We start from the raw sequence: 18,638 nt of genomic DNA, 5'->3' as shown, positions 1-18,638 counted from the left end.
AAAGCAAAAGTTCTTCGATTCAAAGGCGGTCTTGTTAAGCGTAAACCACCGTGAAAGTTTATGGCTGGCACAATACCGTCTAGATTTTTTTAATAATAAAATAAGTTTTGTGTGTTGACCAGTCTGATGGCATGTTATCACCTCTTTTTGGTGACAATTATCACAAAAAGAGAGGTTTTAATTTGCGATACGAAATAATCTTTTTACACTCGCAGAGCAGTTGGTTAAATCGGAACGGTAAACAGTAAAGGTAGTAACCATACTAATTAAACTACTTAGGTGATTCGCCTGACGGCGGATAGGGGGAAATGTGAATATTCTTGGATTCTTTCAGCGTTTAGGCAGAGCGCTACAGCTGCCGATAGCCGTACTGCCGGTCGCTGCGTTATTGCTGCGCTTCGGTCAGCCTGATCTTCTTAACATGCCTTTCATCGCGCAAGCCGGTGGCGGGATTTTCGATAACCTCGCGCTCATTTTCGCCATCGGTGTGGCGTCCAGCTGGTCTAAAGACAACGCAGGTGCCGCAGCATTAGCAGGCGGCATCGGTTACTTTATCCTGACCAAAGCGATGATCACCATTAACCCGGCCGTTAACATGGGCGTGCTGGCCGGTATTATCACCGGTCTGGTGGGCGGTATGGTTTACAACCGCTGGTCTGATATCAAACTGCCTGACTTCCTGAGCTTCTTCGGTGGGAAACGTTTCGTTCCTATCGCAACCGGCTTCTTCTGTCTGGTTCTGGCCGCGATCTTCGGTTACGTCTGGCCTCCGGTGCAGGATGCTATCCGCGCCGGTGGTGAGTGGATCGTGGGTGCGGGTGCATTCGGTGCCGGTATCTTTGGTTTCGTTAACCGTCTGCTGATCCCAACCGGTCTGCATCAGGTACTGAACACCATCGCATGGTTCCAGATTGGTGACTTCACCAACGCTGCAGGCACTGTGTTCCACGGTGACATCAACCGCTTCTACGCGGGTGACGGCACGGCGGGGATGTTCATGTCCGGCTTCTTCCCAATCATGATGTTTGGTCTGCCAGGTGCAGCATTTGCGATGTATTTCGCCGCGCCTAAAGAACGTCGTCCATTGGTTGGCGGTATGCTGGTGTCCGTTGCGGTTACGGCGTTCCTGACCGGTGTCACCGAGCCGTTAGAATTCCTCTTCATGTTCCTCGCTCCGCTGCTCTATTTAGTGCACGCCATCCTGACCGGGATCAGCCTGTACGTTGCCACGGCGCTGGGTATTCATGCCGGCTTCTCCTTCTCTGCGGGTGCGATCGACTATGCGTTGATGTACAACCTGCCAGCAGCAAGTAAAAACGTCTGGATGTTGCTGGTGATGGGTGTGGTCTTCTTCATCATCTACTTCGTGTTGTTCAGCGTGATCATCCGTATGTTCAACCTGAAAACGCCGGGTCGCGAAGATGACACGGTAGACATGGGTGCACCGGAAGCCAACAGTAATACTGAAGAAGGTCTTAACCAACTGGCGCTGAGCTACATCGGTGCGTTGGGCGGTTCTGATAACTTCAAAGGGATTGATGCGTGTATTACCCGTCTGCGTCTGAATGTAAAAGATGCGGGTACGGTTGACGATGCTGCCTGTAAGCGCCTTGGTGCATCGGGTATCGTTCGTCTGAATAAACAAAGCATTCAGGTTATTGTGGGTGCAAAAGCTGAATCTCTGGCCGATGCCATGAAGAAGGTGATTGCCCGTGGTCCGGTTGCTGCCGGTGTGGCAACTGCCGCCCCAGTCGCCATGAGCAACGCTGCCCCTCAGGCCGTGCCAAACACAGTGAAAACGGTGGTTGAAACTCTGGTGTCTCCGGTCACCGGTGACATCGTGGCGCTGGATCAGGTACCTGATGAAGCTTTCGCCAGCAAAGCCGTTGGTGATGGTGTCGCCATTCGTCCTACCGGTAAAATCGTGGTATCGCCTGCTGCGGGTACTGTGGTGAAAATCTTCAATACCAATCATGCGTTCTGCCTGGAAACTGTTTCTGGCGCTGAAATCGTGGTTCACATGGGGATTGATACGGTTACGCTGAACGGTCAGGGCTTTACCCGCCTGGTCGAAGAAGGTGCCACTGTGACAGCCGGTCAGCCTGTTCTGGAACTGGATCTGGATTATCTGAATGCCAATGCGCGCTCAATGATTAGCCCGGTCGTCGTCAGCAATATCGATGATTACACAGGTGTCAGTGCACTGGCGAGCGGCTCAGTTGTCGCGGGTCAGACCAAGCTGTTCGACATTCAGGGCAAATAATTTTTTGACTGAGTGAGGCGGTGTCAGTCACCGCCGCTGCTGAAAATGTCGTTACAGTGATAACAAAACGGGAAGAGAGCGATCTCTTCCCGTTTTTTATTGTTTTCGGACAGCCTGTGAGGGGATAACCACGATTTAATGCAACTAACGGTTGTTTCCCGACGTGGCTTGTTGGAACATAAGCGGTTATCCGTAGAGTCAATGTTGCGTAGAGGAATTGCACAATGAGTGAGGCTGAAGCCCGCCCAACAAATTTTATCCGTCAGATTATTGATGAAGATCTGGCGACCGGGAAACACAATAGCGTTCACACCCGTTTCCCGCCTGAGCCTAATGGCTATTTGCATATCGGCCATGCAAAGTCTATCTGCCTGAACTTCGGCATTGCACAAGACTACCAGGGTCAGTGCAATCTGCGTTTTGATGATACCAACCCGGCAAAAGAAGACATCGAATTCGTTGAGTCTATCAAGCACGACGTCCAGTGGCTGGGCTTCGACTGGAGCGGTGATATCCACTACTCTTCAGACTATTTCGATCAACTGCACGCATACGCGCTGGAATTAATCAACAAAGGTCTGGCTTACGTTGATGAACTTTCCCCCGACCAAATTCGCGAATATCGCGGTTCCCTGACTGCGCCGGGTAAAAATAGCCCGTACCGCGATCGCTCCGTGGAAGAAAACATCGCGCTGTTTGAAAAAATGCGCAACGGTGAATTCGCTGAAGGTGCGGCCTGTCTGCGTGCCAAAATCGATATGGCATCGCCATTCTTCGTGATGCGCGATCCGGTTATCTACCGTATTAAGTTTGCTGAGCATCATCAGACCGGCACAAAATGGTGCATCTACCCGATGTACGATTTCACCCACTGCATTTCCGATGCGCTGGAAGGGATCACCCATTCTTTATGTACGCTGGAATTCCAGGACAACCGCCGTCTTTATGACTGGGTGCTGGATAACATCACTATTCCATGCCATCCGCGTCAGTATGAGTTTTCCCGTCTGAATCTCGAATACTCCATCATGTCCAAGCGTAAGCTGAACCTGCTGGTGACCGAGAAGATTGTAGAAGGCTGGGACGACCCGCGTATGCCGACCGTTTCAGGTCTGCGCCGCCGTGGTTATACCGCTGCATCTATCCGTGAATTCTGTCGTCGTATTGGCGTGACCAAGCAAGACAACAACGTCGAAATGATGGCGCTGGAATCCTGCATTCGCGACGATCTGAACGAGAACGCACCGCGAGCCATGGCTGTTATCAATCCGGTTAAAGTGATCATTGAAAACTTTACCGGTGATGACGTGCAACAGGTGAAAATGCCAAACCATCCGAGCAAGCCGGAAATGGGCACCCGCGACGTTCCTTTCACCCGCGAGATTTACATCGATCAGGCTGATTTCCGCGAAGAAGCTAACAAGCAGTACAAGCGTCTGGTGCTGGGCAAAGAAGTGCGCCTGCGCAATGCGTATGTGATTAAAGCGGAACGCATTGAGAAAGATGCCGAAGGGAATATCACCACTATCTTCTGTTCTTACGATATCGACACGCTGAGCAAAGATCCTGCTGATGGCCGCAAGGTGAAAGGTGTGATCCACTGGGTTTCCGCCACTGAAGGTAAGCCAGCAGAATTCCGTCTGTATGACCGTCTGTTCAGCGTAGCGAACCCCGGTCAGGCAGAGGATTTCCTGACCACCATCAACCCGGAGTCTCTGGTTATCGCTCAGGGCTTCGTTGAGCCTTCTCTGGCAGGGGCGCAGGCGGAAGTCAGCCTGCAGTTCGAGCGTGAAGGTTACTTCTGTGCCGACAGCCGCTATTCCAGCGCGGAGCATCTGGTGTTTAACCGCACCGTCGGTCTGCGCGATACCTGGGAAAGCAAACCGGTTGCCTGATTGAAGTAAGACTTATTTTTAACGCAGCTTCGGCTGCGTTTTTTTATGCCTTAAGCAATATCGAAATTGATTTCTGTCGCGAATTAATGTGTTTATGATGCGCACTTTTTAGCGGCTCTGATTAAATATCGCTGAAAGCTGAAACGTGTAAACCACAGACTTATCTTTTTAGTTATTTGATTCTTAATTGTTTTCACTTTTTTCCTCGCTTAAATTCCCACAAAGTTCTTTCTGTAATACTTTTTCATCTTTATGTGCACTTTGTCATATTTCAGAGATCAATGATGAATTACTCATTGATAATTCGCGTCGCGAAAAATACTCTACCCTTGCTTTTACGGTGACGTCTCTGACGCCCGCTTTTAATACCCGTTTGGGTTTTGCAGTTACTTTTTAGTCAAAAATGAGGAATTTCTATGCACAAGCACCTTAACCGGGGCAGGGGATCGGCTTATCTGAAACCTGTGATGTATTCTCTGGCCGGCACCTTATTGGGTGGCGGATTAATGTTTTCTGAAGAGGCAAACGCGGCGGGCTTTATTGATGATTCGACGCTCACTGGTGGCGTGTATTACTGGCAGCGCGAACGTGATCGCAAAGATCTGAATAAAACCAAAGAAGAAACCCGCCCCGACGGCTCTAAAGTCACCGTCAACAACTCTGATTACGATAAATACGCCACTAACCTTTCTCATGCCACCGCCAACCTGAATCTGGATTTCTCCTCCGGTTATGCGTGGGATATGTTCGGCATCGACGTTGCGGCTTTCACGGCAATTGAAATGGCCGAAGCCAGCGACAGCGGCCACCCGAACGAAATTGCATTCTCCTCAAAAAATCACGCCTACGATGAAGATTACTCTCGCGATAAAGGCGGAGTCAGCCTGTATAAAGCTGCCGGTAAGTTTAAGTACGGCGGCTTCTGGGGCCACGCGGGTTACATTCAGCCGACCGGCCAGACCCTGATTGCGCCGCACTGGAGTTTCATGCCGGGCACGTATCGCGGCGCAGAAGCCGGATATAAACATGATTTCGGCGAGCCGGGCGAACTGAGTTTTTCCTACATGTGGGCGGATGAATATAAATCACCGTGGCATCTGGAAATGGATGATTTCCGCCAGAATGACAAAAAAACCGGTGTTTCCTATATTCACTCGCTGGGCGCGAAATACGACTTCAAAAATGATCTGGTGCTCGAAGCCGCCTATGGCGAAGCGGAAAGCTACGTCGATCAGTATTTCGCTAAAGCCTCTTACAAACTGGATCTGCTGGGTAACCCGCTGACCACCAGCTACCAGTTCTACGGTGCAGAAGACCGCATCAGTGATAAAAACGATCCTAACAGTTTGTACGACGGGCTGGCATGGTTGCAGGCTCTGACGTTCGGTTACACCACCGGCCAGTTTGACTGGCGTCTGGAAGGGACGATGGTCAAGGCGGAGGGGAATCAGGGCTACTTCCTTCAGCGTATGACCCCAACGTATTCCTCGTCCAATGGTCGTCTCGATGTGTGGTGGGATAACCGTTCAGACTTCAACGCCAACGGCGAAAAAGCGGTATATGCCGGAGTTTTATATGATCTGGCGAAATGGGATCTGCCGGGCTTCGCGGTCGGCGGTTCTTATGTTTATGCATGGGATGCCAAGCCAAGCACCAATGCGGCTTATGACCAAAGCCAGCGTCTGAAAGAAAGTGCGTGGAGTCTGGATGCGCTTTACACCCTTCAGGAAGGGCGCGCCAAAGGCACGTTGTTTAAATTGCATTACACCCAGTATGACAACCATTCAGATATTCCGAGCTGGGGCGGTGGTTACGGCAACATCTTCCAGGATGAAAAAGATGTGAAATTTATCGTTATCGCTCCATTCACTATTTTCTGAGGTCACTATGTCGATGAATAAATTACTGCTGATCGTGACCACGTCTTTATTGCTGGCCGGTTGTTCCCAGACGTCAGGGCAGGCTGAAGATGCCAGACTGCGTAAGGCTTACAGCGCCTGCATCAACACTGCCGAAGGTTCGCCGGACAAACTTGCATCCTGCCAGGCGGTTCTTAACGTTCTGAAGGAAGAGAAAGCTCACCAGCAGTTTGCACAACAGGAAACGGTACGCGTGCTGGATTACCAGCGCTGCCTGACGGCACGCAAAACCGGTGACGGGCAGGCTTACGCCGCCGATTGTGGAAAAATCTGGAAGGAAATTAAAGCCAATAACTCACCCGTGCCGGTGCAGTAGACCTCATCAATCACCTGAAGGTGAGACAGAAAACCCCGGCTTGCCGGGGTTTTTTATGTCTGTCATCGCTGATAAACGGGCATAAAAAAACCGCTTTTCAGCGGTTAATTTTGGTCGATATCAACGAGCCCGGCAGATTACTGCGCAGGTTTATCATTGTGCAAAGAGTCATCTTCGCGGCAGTCGCCTGCTTCACAGTGGCCGTACAGGTACAGGCTGTGGTTGGTCAGTTTGATACCGTGTTTTTTAGCAATTTCGCGCTGACGACCTTCAATGTATTCGTCACGGAATTCAATAACACGGCCACAATCTAAGCAAATCAGGTGATCGTGATGGTGTTGCTGAGTCAGTTCGAACACGGACTTGCCGCCTTCGAAGTTATGGCGGGTCACGATACCGGCGTCATCAAACTGGTTCAGAACGCGGTAAACCGTCGCCAGACCAATCTCTTCACCCATATCAATCAATTGTTTGTACAGATCTTCCGCACTAACGTGATGACCTTCCGGCGCTTGCAACACTTCCAGGATTTTAAGGCGCGGAAGCGTGACTTTTAAGCCGGCTTTCTTCAGTGCGGTGTTGTTGTCAGTCATGCGGATTCAGTCCTGTTACTATGTGCTAATCAAGTTGAGGCATGGAGCCTGTGGCATCAGCGGCACAAAATTCTTCGATTAGGATCCTTCTTTTAACGGAAGTGTGCCGATCCCCTAAACGATAGCCTGTTAATAAAGATCACTAAATGCCAGTCACATAAGACAATGCAACGACTTGATCGATAGAAAAAACAGATGAACTCAGTGTACCTTGATACCACCGAAAGTAACAATTTTGTTGTGGCTAAATTGTTAATTTCAGTAATAGTTTGGCCCTTCAATTGTAGAATAAATCCTCAGGGCCAACAGGGTTTTTAGCCAATAATTTCTGAAAGGCTCAATTCTTCAGTAATTTGCTTAACCCAGGCGTCAACGCGCTCATTGGTTAATTCCGGCTGACGGTCTTCATCAATAGCCAGTCCGATGAAATGTTTATCATCTGCCAGACCTTTGGATGCTTCGAAGTGATAGCCTTCGGTTGGCCAGTGACCCACAATCACCGCGCCGCGTGGCTCAATGATGTCGCGCACGGTGCCCAGCGCATCACAGAAATATTCTGCGTAGTCTTCCTGATCGCCGCAACCAAACAGCGCAACCAGCTTACCTTCGAAATCTATCTCTTCCAGGCTTGGGAAGAAGTCGTCCCAGTCACACTGAGCTTCACCGTAATACCAGGTTGGAATACCGATCAGCAAAATATCGAATTTTTCCAGATCCTCTTTGCTGCTCTTCGCAATGTCATGCACCTCTGCAACATCTTTACCCAGTTGTTTCTGGATCATTTTTGCGATGTTTTCGGTGTTACCTGTATCGGATCCAAAGAAGATTCCTACTACGGCCATAAGATGTCTAACCTCTTGTTCTCAATGATAAGCCCTACATTGCAGGCAATAATAGTGCTGATAATAGCAAACTCGTGAGGCGGAGAATATGCTTCTGCTCGCCTTCTTAACTGACGAATAAGTTTATCGGGCAATCTTTTTAAGTGGTATCGCCTTCGTGTGCTTTTAATCCAGATAAAATCCTCAAAATTGACGGGGTTAAAAGCAAAGTGAAGAAATATATCTTAACAATACTAAATTTTAAGCACGTCCCGCCGATAGATGATGCGAGAGCAATCTCAACATAATAAAGAAATCGATGCCCGGAGAGGTGTTCAAACATGTCCTGGGGCACTTGCCTGATGGTTACTTGTCTTGATTCTCCGCATCCCCCTCAATCCTCAGACCAGAAACAGTCATGTTTCGAGAGAGGCATATCGTGCAGTTTTTAAAAAATATCACCATCAGGGCCGCGTTATTAACCATTCTTGGCGTTTTCTGCGTTATGTGGGCGGGTGTATCCCTTTACACCGTCAACTCACTGAATACGCTGACGCAAAACACCCGCAACAGTTCTGAGCTCGTCAACAATATGGCGCTGATCAGCAAAGGAAATGATCAGTATTTTCGTACCGTAACCCGCTTAAGCCGTGCGGTGTCGCAGCTTCAGGCCGATCCGACCAAAGGGCCGGAAATTTTTGATACCGCAAAACAATCCCTTGAAGCCCTGACGCAGGCGCAGGCGGATTTCAAAGCGGCCCCGCATCCGGGGCTGGAAGATTCAGCGGTTCAGGAATTACTCACCAGTTGGGAAAGTCTGATAACGCAGGGCGTGAAGCCGTTATTTGAGGCGGCCAGCAGCAAAAATATCGATGCGTACAATCAGCTGGCGCAGTCTGGCGTTCCGGCGTTAAGCCGTGATTTCGGGGCTGCCATGCAAAAAGTCAGCAGCCAGATCGCGGTGGATTTCAGCGCGGCGCAAACGGAGTCTAATCATCTGACTAATCTCAGCAAAGTGATTCAGATCACCGCGTTTGTTATTGGGCTGATTATCCTGCTGCTGACCGATCGCTATCTGGTGATGGCGTTAGTCAAACCGCTGGATAAACTCCGCGATCAGTTCGCGCTGATTGCCAGTGGTGACCTGACGCATAGCATGGAAGAGTTCGGTAAAAACTGCGCCGGTAAGTTGATTCCTTTGCTGAACATCATGCAAGCCAGTCTGGTGAATACCGTTCAAACCATCCGTAACTGCACGAACAATATTTACCAGGGCGCGTCTGAAATTTCTGCCGGCAATAACGATCTCTCTTCCCGTACCGAAGAGCAGGCGTCTGCGCTGGAAGAGACGGCGGCCAGCATGGAAGAGCTGACAGCCACGGTGAAACACAATGCTGACAACGCGCATCACGCCAGCCAGCTGGTGATAGAAGCTTCTACCACGGCGCAGAAGGGCGGCAGTATTGTCGCGGATGTGGTCAGCACCATGAAAGATATTTCAGGCAGCTCGAAGAAAATCGCGGAGATTACCTCGGTCATCAACAGTATCGCCTTCCAGACCAACATTCTGGCGCTGAATGCCGCGGTTGAAGCCGCCCGTGCAGGCGAACAGGGCCGCGGGTTCGCCGTGGTCGCCAGCGAAGTGCGCAATCTGGCACAGCGTAGTGCGCAGGCAGCAAAAGAGATTGAGTCGCTGATCAGCGAATCCGTTTCCCGCGTTGACAGCGGTTCCAAACTGGTCGAAAACGCCGGTCAGACCATGAATGAAGTGGTGCGTTCGATCACACACGTCACGGATATTATGGCCGAAATCGCGTCAGCATCTGATGAGCAAAGTAAAGGCATCAGCCAGGTAGCTGTGGCCGTGACGCAGATGGACAGCGTCACGCAGCAGAACGCCGCGCTGGTTGAACAGGCGTCTCAGGCCGCCGTCTCTCTGGAAGAGCAGGCTGCATTGCTGAACAACGCCGTCGCGACCTTTAAACTCAGCGACAGCGTGACGCGCGTTGGGGCAAAACCGACCGGTAAGATGCCAGCGCCGTTATTGCGACCGGACACAGGAATGATGTCGGCGAAGGGTGCTGAAAACTGGGAAACGTTCTGAGTGGGAAGAAGGAAGTTAGCCGGGAATAAGTAAGAAAAAACAAACGGGTAGCCTGAGAAGGTTACCCGTTTTCAATCAGCCTTCATGACCGTTAAGATGCGCAAGCAGCATCTCTTCAATCAATTCGCTACGACTGATATTGCGTTCTTCTGCCAGCTTATTGAGGGTATCAACAGCATCGGCGTTCATTTTCAGCTCCACGCGACGCAGACCGCTCGCTTTATCGCGGCGTAACTGATTGCGCTTGTTGATCCTGAGCTGTTCATCACGGGATAGCGGATTTGTTTTTGGACGCCCCGGACGGCGGTCATCTGCGAACAGATCAATCGTCGTGCGATCCAGTTGTTCTTTTGCCATAGGTAGCGGTACAACCAGGGAAGTTTTTACATCGGAAAACGGCAAGCCGATTCCTGACGAGCGTTTCACACATTTTGGGCTAAGAAACCCTGACCCAATTCACCTCCCGCCACTCGACCTGAGTGAAACGGGGCGGCAAAAATTATAGCGCGCAATCATACCCTAGCGCGCCTGGGGTTCACAACGCCTGATTGCCCTGATTTCATGATAACTTCTGACGTTGTGCAGACTTTTTGCACAATTTATCCCCAGGATGTTAAACCTCAGGCTGCATCGATGAAACGATGCACAGCGCGCAACACCGCCTCAGGTTTTTCCGCATGCACCCAGTGACCGGCACCGGCCACCACATGCGCTTTCGCCTGCGGGAACTGGCGGGCAATGGCGCTGCGATATTCATCCTGTACATACGGCGATAACCCGCCACGGATAAACAGCGCCGGGTGATCCCACGCCGGGACGTCTTCCCAGCCGGTAATGGTGTCGTATTGACTGAGCAACACCGGCACGTTGAAGCGCCATTCTCCCTGCGCGAACGATTTCAGCAGGAACTGGATCACACCGTCTTCCTTTATATGCTCGCGCATACACTCCGTGGCGGACGTGCGGTCGCGCAGCCCTGTTTTCGTTACTGCGTTGATCGCCGCAAAAATCTCGTCATGGCGGCGCACATGGTAATCCACCGGCGCGACATCTATGGCAATCAGCTTTTCGATGCGATCGGGGATAAGCGCCGTCAGCGCCATCGCCGCTTTTCCGCCCATTGAATGGCCAATAACGATGATTTTTTGGAAACCGACGTCATCCAGCGTTTCCACTAAATCCTGCGCCATCGCGGCGTAAGACATCTCATCCGCGCGGCCGGACTGGCCGTGATTACGCAAATCAACCTGCAACACTCTATGCTGTTGTTTCAGGTCGCGGGCCAGAATGCCCAGATTATCAAGGGTTCCGAACAAACCGTGGATTAACAAAACCGGCAGGGCAGTGCTGCCAGCCACTTCAGGTTCTTGCAGGCGATAATGTAATTTCATGGCGAAGTTCATACAGATAAACAATCTCATTAGGTTATCATGAGTGGCGGATAATTTTTCAAAACAGAAAGTTTCTGCCAGATGCCTGAGCGGGATTTCACTATGTGGGACAGAACAGGCCGGGGCCAGCATGCAGCGAAAAGGTAATAATTCTGCTTTTTGCTTCGCGGCACAATTCCCCTGTTCGTTACTGCGTAGAAATTTGTATAATCCTTTTGAATTAAGTAGAAAAACAGTACTGGATAAAGATGAAAACTATTGAGGTTGACGAAGAACTCTACCGCTATATTGCCAGCCACACACAAGCCATCGGTGAGAGTGCGTCTGATATTTTGCGCCGCATGCTGAAATTTACTGCCGGTCAGACCTCGCCTGCCGCGCCCGCGAACACTCCTGTTATTGCCGGCACCGTGGCTGCGGGAAAACCCGCCGCTGCCGCTCCGGCACCGACGTCGCGCGATAAAGTCCGCGCCGTGCGTGAAATGCTGCTGTCTGACGAGTACGCAGAGCAGACCAAAGCGGTCAACCGGTTTATGTTGATCCTGTCTACGCTCTACAACCTTAACGCGAAAGAATTTGCTGTTGCGACCGAGTCACTGACTGGCCGCACGCGGACCTATTTTGCCGGTGACCAGCAAACGTTGCTGCAAAACGGCATTCATACCAAGCCTAAACACGTTCCCGGAACGCCGTATTGGGTTATTACAAATACCAACACAGGTCGCAAACGCAGCATGATCGAACACATCATGCAGTTCATGCAGTTCCCTGCGGAACTGACTGACAAAGTGTGCGGCACCCTCTAATTTCAGCGTCAGGGAGAAGCGCCAATGGCTAATCACCCCCGTGCAGGGCAACCTGCTCAGCAAAGCGATTTGATCAACGTGGCGCAGTTAACGTCACAGTATTACGTTCTGCAACCGGATCCGGCTAACACAGCGCATGCTGTGAAATTCGGCACATCCGGCCATCGCGGGAGTTCGTTGCGTCACAGCTTTAACGAAGCGCACATCCTGGCCATTGCTCAGGCGATTGCCGAAGTGCGTAAAGAGCAGGGCACCACCGGCCCGTGCTACGTGGGTAAAGATACCCACGCGCTGTCCGAACCGGCGTTTATTTCTGTGCTGGAAGTGCTGACGGCCAATGGCGTTGACGTCATTGTGCAGGAAGATAACGGATTCACCCCCACTCCGGCGGTGTCTCACGCGATCCTGACCCATAACCGCAAAGGCGGCGCGCTGGCTGATGGCATTGTCATCACCCCATCGCACAACCCACCGGAAGATGGCGGCATCAAATACAACCCGACCAACGGCGGCCCGGCAGATACCAATCTGACATCCGTCATTGAGAAACGCGCCAACGCGCTGCTGGCAGCAAAACTGGCCGGTGTGAAGCGTCAGTCTCTGGATCAGGCGTGGAAAAGCGGTCATCTGGTGGCACAGGATCTGGTTCAGCCGTTTATCGAAGGGCTGACCGAGATCGTCGATATGGCCGCGATTCAGAAAGCGGGCCTGAAACTGGGCGTTGATCCGCTCGGCGGTTCCGGTATCGAATACTGGAAACGTATTGCTGAGCATTACAAACTGGATCTGACGCTGGTGAACGATGAAGTCGATCAGACTTTCCGTTTCATGCACCTCGACCACGACGGCGTGATCCGTATGGACTGTTCGTCGGAATCCGCCATGGCCGGTCTGCTGGCGCTGCGTGATAAATTCGATCTGGCTTTCGCCAATGACCCTGACTATGACCGCCACGGCATCGTAACGCCAGCCGGTCTGATGAACCCGAACCATTATCTGGCGGTGGCGATTCAGTACCTGTTCCAGCACCGTCCGCAGTGGGGCAAAGACGTTGCCGTCGGTAAAACGCTGGTATCGAGTGCGATGATCGACCGCGTGGTGGAAGATTTGGGCCGTAAACTGGTGGAAGTGCCGGTCGGTTTCAAATGGTTCGTTGATGGCCTGTTTGACGGCAGCTTCGGTTTTGGTGGCGAAGAAAGTGCAGGGGCTTCTTTCCTGCGTTTCGACGGCACTCCGTGGTCTACCGACAAAGACGGTATCATCATGTGCCTGCTGGCGGCGGAAATTACCGCTGTCACCGGCAAGAACCCGCAGGAACATTACAACGAGCTGGCGGCCCGCTTTGGTGCGCCAAGCTACAACCGTATTCAGGCACCTGCGACTCACGCGCAAAAAGCCGCGCTGTCCAAACTTTCTCCTGAACAGGTGAAAGCCGACACGCTGGCCGGTGACCCGATCACTGCCCGTCTGACCAACGCGCCGGGTAACGGCGCGTCTATCGGCGGCCTGAAAGTGATGACCAAAAACGGCTGGTTCGCGGCACGTCCGTCCGGCACAGAAGAAGCCTACAAAATCTATTGTGAAAGCTTCCTCGGTGCTGAACACCGCGAACAAATCGAGAAAGAAGCGGTAGAAATCGTCAGCAAAGTGCTCGCTGACGCCAAATAAGCCCCTTTCTTCCTCTCATCAAAAGCGCTGATTATTCAGCGCTTTTTTTTTGCCTGTCGTTCAGATACAAAAAGATATATCTAAATGCGCATTCCTGCTTGCCAGTGTCGAAAAACTGATCTAGTTTAGATATATCGAAATAATTCGATATATCTAAATGGGACATACATTATGTTTAGTAAAATGTTTGAAGGCCGCCATCGCGGTCACGGTAGCCGGGAAGAAGGGCATCGCGGCCATTGCCGCCATGAATCAGAATGCAGCGATCACAGTGAACGCCACATGTTACGCCGTGATGGTCGTCATCGTGGTGAAGAACGCGGTGAAGAAGGGCATGAGCGTCGCGGACGTGGCGAAGGTCGCCGCGGGGGGCGTGGTGAGCGCGGAGTACATCGTCTGTTTGAACACGGTGATTTACGCCGCGTGCTGCTGGCGCTGGTGGCGAAAAAGCCGAGCCACGGCTATGAGCTGATCAAAGCCATCGAAGAAGCCTCTTCAGGCCTTTATGTGCCAAGCCCTGGTGTGATTTACCCGACGCTGACGCTGCTGGAAGAGCAGGATTTCCTCGAGCCTGTCGCCACCGGTAATGGCCGTAAAAGCTATCAGATCACCGACGCCGGCAAAGTGGAACTGGCGCAACATCAGGAGGCAGTCGATGCGATTTTTGCTCGTCTGGCGGGTGCGCAGCGTCCGCGTGAAAACAATCTGGCAGAGGGGATTCACGACGCGATGCACCGCCTGCGTCACGCGCTGCGCGGCAACATGATGCGGGCAGATTTAACGCCGGAGCAGGTGGTGCGGGTCAGTGCGATTTTGCAGCAGGCGGCAGAAAGCCTGGAAGCCGAATTTGGCGAAGCCAAACCGGAAACTGACCAGCCTAAGGCATAAAACGATAGCCCACGCCGGTTTCAGTCAGTAAATGACGTGGCCGGGTGGCGTCGGCTTCCAGTTTCTGGCGCAGATGCCCCATGTAGATGCGCAGATAATGGCTGTGTTCGACATAATTCGGGCCCCAGACGTGGCTCAGTAACTGACGCTGAGTAATGACTTTTCCGCTGTTTGCCAGCAGTTCGGCCAGCAGGCGAAACTCAATCGGCGTCAGATGACAATCTTCTCCGTTACGCTGCACGCGCCGGTTGATCAAATCCACCGTCACATCCGCAAACGTCACCAGCGGGCTTTCCTGCGCGCTGCCCGCATGGCGGCGTAATGCCACGCGAACCCGCGCCAGCAGTTCACCGACGCCAAACGGCTTGGTGAGGAAATCATCGGCACCGGCATCCAGCGCCGCAATTTTGTCTTCTTCGCTGGTGCGGGCCGACAGCACAATAATCGGGATAGCGCTCCAGTGGCGTAAATCGCGGATATAGGTCAGGCCGTCACCGTCCGGTAAACCGAGATCGAGAATGATCAGATCCGGTTTACGGGTTCCGGCCTCAATCAGCCCGCGTTGCAGCGTTTCACTTTCAAACACCCGCAGGCCTTCCGCCTCCAGTGCCGTGCGCACAAAGCGGCGGATCTCTTTTTCGTCTTCAACAATTAAAATATTGACCGGGGATGCGCTCACGATACCTCATTGATGTCTGATTCCATGTCACTTTCCATCTCCGGCAACGCCTCGAGCGGCAACCTGAAACGAAAACGTGCACCGCCGTTCGGGCCGTTTTCAGCCCAGATCCGTCCGTCGTGCACCTCAATAATGGCACGACATATGGCTAATCCCAAACCGACACCGGGAATGGCCGATTCTTTGTTTCCGCGCGCGAATTTCTCGAAGATGATGTGTTCGCTGCCCGGCGCAATGCCGGGGCCATTATCCCAGACTTCAATCTCCAGCCATTCGTCGAACGGCGTGGCTTTAATGCCGATCGTCGCGCCGGTTCCGGCATATTTATGGGCGTTTTCCAGCAGATTGATCAGCACCCGTTCGATCAGGCTGGCGTCGCAACTCACCAGCACCATTTCCTTCGGCAAATCGATCTCAATGTTGTCGTGCGCCAGCACCGGTTCCAGCATCCGCAGCGCGCTGCCGGTGATTTCCTCCACCGACTGCCACTCTTTGCGCAGATTAAATCCGCCGGACTGAATGCGCGCCATATCCAGCAGATTGTTCACCAGCCGCGTGGTGCTCAGCACCTGCTGGCGGATCTGGCTGGCCTGCGGCGCGTGCTTCGAGCCTTCCGACGCCAGATCCAGCGTCAGAATTTCTGCCTGCCCGAACAGCACCGTCAGCGGCGTGCGCAGGTCATGAGAAAGCGCCGAAAGCAGCGAGTTGCGCAGTTGCTCTCGTTCGGTTTCCAGCCGGGCGGATTCGGCGCGGGCGGCGAGATGCAGACGTTCGAGGGCATTGGCAATCAGCACGGTAAAGGTCTGCAACAGGCGCTGCTGTTCCGGCACCAGTAACTGACGGATGCTCGGCGGTTCGACCGCCAGCAGCCCGCGCGATTCTCCTGAAGCGACCAGCGGCAGCAGCTGATACGGCACGCCGGGCAGGGTGTCAGTACCCGCGCCGGCTGGCAGTTTTTTGTCGAAACTCCAGCGAGCGATCGCGTCATCCACCACGATGGCGGTGACCTCTCCGGCGGGCTGCGCCAGTTCGCCATTTTCCTGCGGCAGCAGAATGGCGGTTTTCGCGTGCAGACTGGAGGAGATAAAGTGGCGGCTGGTTTGCGCGATGGCTTCCGGCGTCAGCGCCTGACTGAGGCTTTTCGACATTTCATACAAATGCTGGGCGCGTTTTTCGCGGTGGCGGGCGATGCGCGCCTGATAACGTACCCCGGCGGTGAGATTGCCGATCAGGATCCCGACCAGCAGCATCACGCCGAAGGTCACCAGATATTGCGCGTCAGTCACGGCGAGCGAACCGCGTGGCTGTACGAAAAACAGATCAAAGCTGACGACGTTAATCACCGCCGCCAGCACCGACGGCCAGCGGCCATAAAACAACGCAACGACCACCACGCCGAGCAGATACACCATCACCAGGTTGGCCTGATCGAAGGTCGGCACCAGCCACTGCGACATCACCGTAATCACTGCGCACAGCGCCACGGCCAGCGAACAGCCCCACAGCTGGCGGCTGAACCGGTCGGCGAAAGTGCGTGAATCTTGTTCTTTGCGCGCCGGTGATGCCGGGGAATCTTCCAGCCCGACAATAATCAGATCAAGATCCGGCCCGATATCGGCCAGCTTGTCGGCAAAACTGCCGCCGGGCTTCCAGCGTTTTTCACGGCGGCGACCCATCATGATTTTGCCCAGACGGTGCTCGCGGGCGTAGCGCAAAATCGCCTGTTCTTCATGTGGCTCGGAAAGCGTGGCGGTTTCTGCGCCCAGCTCCTGCGCCAGTTTCAGCGAATGCAAAATGGCCCGGCGCTGTCCTTCCGGTAAACGGTGCAGACGTGGGGTTTCGACATACACCGCGTGCCAGACACAGCCAAGACGCGCCGCCAGCCGTGACGCGACGCGCACCAGTTTCTCGTTACCGCCGCCGTGCCCGATGCACAACAGCAGCGCATCGCGGGTATGCCAGACGCGGTTGACACCCTGATCGTCGCGGTATTCGCGCATCTGATCGTCAACGCGATCGGCGGTGCGCCGCAGGGAAAGTTCGCGCAGGGCAATCAGATTGCCTTTGCGGAAGAAGTGTTCGATAGCGCGCTCGGCCTGACCGGGAATATAAACTTTGCCTTCTTTCAGACGCTGGCGCAGGGAATCGGGGGGTAAATCCACCAGCACCACTTCGCTGGCGTCATCAAACAAACGGTCGGGAACCGTTTCGCGAATAATAATGCCGGTGACGCCGCTGACCACGTCGTTCAGACTTTCCAGATGCTGAACGTTCACGGTGGTAAAAACGTCGATACCGGCATTGAGTAATTCTTCGATATCCTGCCAGCGTTTAGGGTGGCGCGAACCGGCGGCATTGCTGTGCGCCAGTTCGTCCATCAGGATCAGGGCAGGGCGGCGGGCCAGCGCGGCGTCGAGGTCAAATTCATGCACCTGACGGCCACGATGTTGAATGCGTTTTGGCGGTAACAGCGAAAGCCCCGGCAGCAGTGCCTGCGTTTCCTGCCGTCCGTGGGTTTCCACCACGCCAACCAGCACGTCGAGGCCGGTGGCGCGCAGGCGCTGTGCTTCCTGCAACATGGCGAACGTTTTTCCGACGCCCGCACAGGCGCCGAAAAAGACTTTCAGTTGCCCGCGCGGCTTCTCATTGGCAAGCGCCAGCAGGCTGTCAGGATCGGGGCGATCGTCAGTCATATTTTCCTTATTGAGCTTTCAGTGCATCCAGCGCCTGGTTCAGCCCGAGCACGTTGACCACGTCGGGGCCGAGGAAACCTATCAGCGGTGATGATGTATTATCATCAATCAATTTATTCACTTGCGCCAGTGGCAGTCCGCGCGCGGTGGCAATGCGCGGTGCCTGCCATTGCGCGGCCTCAACGGAAATCTGCGGATCCAGCCCGCTGCCGCTGGCGGTCACCAGATCCACCGGCACCGTCGCCGGGCTTTGCGGATTGGCTTTGCGCAGCGCCGCCACGCGGTCTTTCACCGCCTGATCCAGCGCCGGGTTACTGGCTGCCAGATTACTGCCCGCCGAGGCCATCGGGTTGTACGGCGAATCAGACGTGACAGAGGGGCGGCCCCAGAAGTAATCATTGCGGGTAAAATTCTGCCCGATGAGCTGTGAGCCAATCACTTTATTGCCGCTGTCTTTCATCAGCGAACCCATCGCCTGCGCGCGGAACACCAGCTCGGAAACGCCGGTGGTCAGCAGCGGATACGCCACGCCGGTCGCCAGCGTCAGCAGAACCGTCATCACCAGAGCCGGACGGACATAGGACATTTTTGTTACGGACATA

15 protein-coding genes are annotated in these 18,638 nt (G+C 53.4%); 8 read left to right on the top strand and 7 right to left on the bottom strand.

What is annotated here, in order from left to right; genetic code table 11:
- Positions 1 to 310: 310 nt before the first annotated feature.
- From nagE to chiQ, 4 genes are all read left to right on the top strand, one after another.
- A complete protein-coding gene (nagE, locus tag ACO0U8_RS05045) occupies positions 311 to 2,263 on the top strand; it encodes a PTS N-acetyl glucosamine transporter subunit IIABC (protein ID WP_056771555.1) in 1,953 nt (650 codons plus the stop codon).
- A gap of 224 nt (positions 2,264 to 2,487) precedes the next feature.
- On the top strand, positions 2,488 to 4,158 hold the full coding sequence (glnS, locus tag ACO0U8_RS05040; protein ID WP_217204930.1) for a glutamine--tRNA ligase: 1,671 nt from the start codon (positions 2,488 to 2,490) through the stop codon (positions 4,156 to 4,158).
- Positions 4,159 to 4,625: 467 nt separating this feature from the next.
- Positions 4,626 to 6,038, top strand: a complete 1,413-nt coding sequence (gene chiP / locus ACO0U8_RS05035) for a chitoporin ChiP (protein ID WP_421670675.1) — start codon at positions 4,626 to 4,628, stop codon at positions 6,036 to 6,038.
- A 13-nt stretch (positions 6,039 to 6,051) separates the two neighbouring features.
- Positions 6,052 to 6,393, top strand: a complete 342-nt coding sequence (chiQ, locus tag ACO0U8_RS05030) for a ChiQ/YbfN family lipoprotein (protein ID WP_136375050.1) — start codon at positions 6,052 to 6,054, stop codon at positions 6,391 to 6,393.
- A 137-nt stretch (positions 6,394 to 6,530) separates the two neighbouring features.
- Here the strand turns inward: chiQ and fur are convergent, their stop codons facing one another.
- Entirely contained in the window at positions 6,531 to 6,986 is a 456-nt protein-coding gene (gene fur / locus ACO0U8_RS05025) for a ferric iron uptake transcriptional regulator (protein WP_013576469.1), read from the bottom strand.
- Positions 6,987 to 7,300: 314 nt separating this feature from the next.
- Positions 7,301 to 7,828 carry a flavodoxin FldA gene (gene fldA, locus ACO0U8_RS05020; protein WP_056771565.1) on the bottom strand — a complete coding sequence of 176 codons (528 nt, stop codon included), beginning with the start codon at positions 7,826 to 7,828 and terminating at the stop codon, positions 7,301 to 7,303.
- 418 nt (positions 7,829 to 8,246) lie between these two features.
- Between fldA and ACO0U8_RS05015 the strand changes: the two genes are divergently transcribed.
- Positions 8,247 to 9,911 (top strand): methyl-accepting chemotaxis protein, encoded by a 1,665-nt coding sequence (locus tag ACO0U8_RS05015; RefSeq protein ID WP_421670404.1) that lies wholly within the window; start codon positions 8,247 to 8,249, stop codon positions 9,909 to 9,911.
- Positions 9,912 to 9,986: 75 nt separating this feature from the next.
- Here ACO0U8_RS05015 and ybfE read toward each other — a convergent pair whose 3' ends face one another.
- The gene (gene ybfE, locus ACO0U8_RS05010) at positions 9,987 to 10,268 is read right to left on the bottom strand and encodes a LexA regulated protein (RefSeq protein WP_056772022.1); all 282 of its coding nucleotides are present in this window, start codon (positions 10,266 to 10,268) and stop codon (positions 9,987 to 9,989) included.
- Between the two features lie 263 nt (positions 10,269 to 10,531).
- Positions 10,532 to 11,314, bottom strand: a complete 783-nt coding sequence (gene ybfF / locus ACO0U8_RS05005; protein ID WP_421670674.1) for an esterase — start codon at positions 11,312 to 11,314, stop codon at positions 10,532 to 10,534.
- A gap of 236 nt (positions 11,315 to 11,550) precedes the next feature.
- On the opposite strand from ybfF, the gene seqA reads away from it, so the two are divergent.
- From seqA to ACO0U8_RS04990, 3 genes are all read left to right on the top strand, one after another.
- Positions 11,551 to 12,108 (top strand): replication initiation negative regulator SeqA, encoded by a 558-nt coding sequence (gene seqA / locus ACO0U8_RS05000; protein ID WP_122095872.1) that lies wholly within the window; start codon positions 11,551 to 11,553, stop codon positions 12,106 to 12,108.
- A gap of 24 nt (positions 12,109 to 12,132) precedes the next feature.
- A complete protein-coding gene (gene pgm, locus ACO0U8_RS04995) occupies positions 12,133 to 13,776 on the top strand; it encodes a phosphoglucomutase (alpha-D-glucose-1,6-bisphosphate-dependent) (protein WP_056771576.1) in 1,644 nt (547 codons plus the stop codon).
- A 171-nt stretch (positions 13,777 to 13,947) separates the two neighbouring features.
- Entirely contained in the window at positions 13,948 to 14,664 is a 717-nt protein-coding gene (locus tag ACO0U8_RS04990; protein WP_056771579.1) for a PadR family transcriptional regulator, read from the top strand.
- On the opposite strand, the gene kdpE is transcribed toward ACO0U8_RS04990, so the two are convergent.
- Genes kdpE through kdpC form a run of 3 tightly spaced genes read right to left on the bottom strand, consistent with a single transcriptional unit; the run spans position 14,654 to position 18,637 of the window.
- A complete protein-coding gene (gene kdpE, locus ACO0U8_RS04985) occupies positions 14,654 to 15,343 on the bottom strand; it encodes a two-component system response regulator KdpE (protein WP_056771582.1) in 690 nt (229 codons plus the stop codon). The genes ACO0U8_RS04990 and kdpE overlap by 11 nt on opposite strands.
- Positions 15,340 to 18,036 (bottom strand): two-component system sensor histidine kinase KdpD, encoded by a 2,697-nt coding sequence (kdpD, locus tag ACO0U8_RS04980; RefSeq protein WP_390974688.1) that lies wholly within the window; start codon positions 18,034 to 18,036, stop codon positions 15,340 to 15,342. Before kdpD ends, kdpE begins: the two co-directional genes overlap by 4 nt.
- Before the next feature lie 7 nt (positions 18,037 to 18,043).
- On the bottom strand, positions 18,044 to 18,637 hold the full coding sequence (kdpC, locus tag ACO0U8_RS04975) for a potassium-transporting ATPase subunit KdpC (protein ID WP_056771588.1): 594 nt from the start codon (positions 18,635 to 18,637) through the stop codon (positions 18,044 to 18,046).
- Position 18,638 lies beyond the last annotated feature (1 nt).

This window comes from Rahnella sp. EDr1-12 (genome assembly GCF_049206505.1).
Taxonomy (GTDB): domain Bacteria; phylum Pseudomonadota; class Gammaproteobacteria; order Enterobacterales; family Enterobacteriaceae; genus Rahnella; species Rahnella rivi.
This window is presented reverse-complemented; position numbering and strand designations above follow the sequence as displayed.

Bases quoted from the DNA above. Each gene is read 5' to 3' on its own strand.
- glnS (WP_217204930.1), top strand. From the start codon at position 2,488: ATGAGTGAGGCTGAAGCCCGCCCAACAAATTTTATCCGTCAGATTATT.
- chiP (WP_421670675.1), top strand. From the start codon at position 4,626: ATGTATTCTCTGGCCGGCACCTTATTGGGTGGCGGATTAATGTTTTCT.
- chiQ (WP_136375050.1), top strand. From the start codon at position 6,052: ATGAATAAATTACTGCTGATCGTGACCACGTCTTTATTGCTGGCCGGT.
- fur (WP_013576469.1), bottom strand. From the start codon at position 6,986: ATGACTGACAACAACACCGCACTGAAGAAAGCCGGCTTAAAAGTCACG.
- fldA (WP_056771565.1), bottom strand. From the start codon at position 7,828: ATGGCCGTAGTAGGAATCTTCTTTGGATCCGATACAGGTAACACCGAA.
- ybfE (WP_056772022.1), bottom strand. From the start codon at position 10,268: ATGGCAAAAGAACAACTGGATCGCACGACGATTGATCTGTTCGCAGAT.
- ybfF (WP_421670674.1), bottom strand. From the start codon at position 11,314: ATGAACTTCGCCATGAAATTACATTATCGCCTGCAAGAACCTGAAGTG.
- seqA (WP_122095872.1), top strand. From the start codon at position 11,551: ATGAAAACTATTGAGGTTGACGAAGAACTCTACCGCTATATTGCCAGC.
- pgm (WP_056771576.1), top strand. From the start codon at position 12,133: ATGGCTAATCACCCCCGTGCAGGGCAACCTGCTCAGCAAAGCGATTTG.
- ACO0U8_RS04990 (WP_056771579.1), top strand. From the start codon at position 13,948: ATGTTTAGTAAAATGTTTGAAGGCCGCCATCGCGGTCACGGTAGCCGG.
- kdpD (WP_390974688.1), bottom strand. From the start codon at position 18,036: ATGACTGACGATCGCCCCGATCCTGACAGCCTGCTGGCGCTTGCCAAT.
- kdpC (WP_056771588.1), bottom strand. From the start codon at position 18,637: ATGTCCGTAACAAAAATGTCCTATGTCCGTCCGGCTCTGGTGATGACG.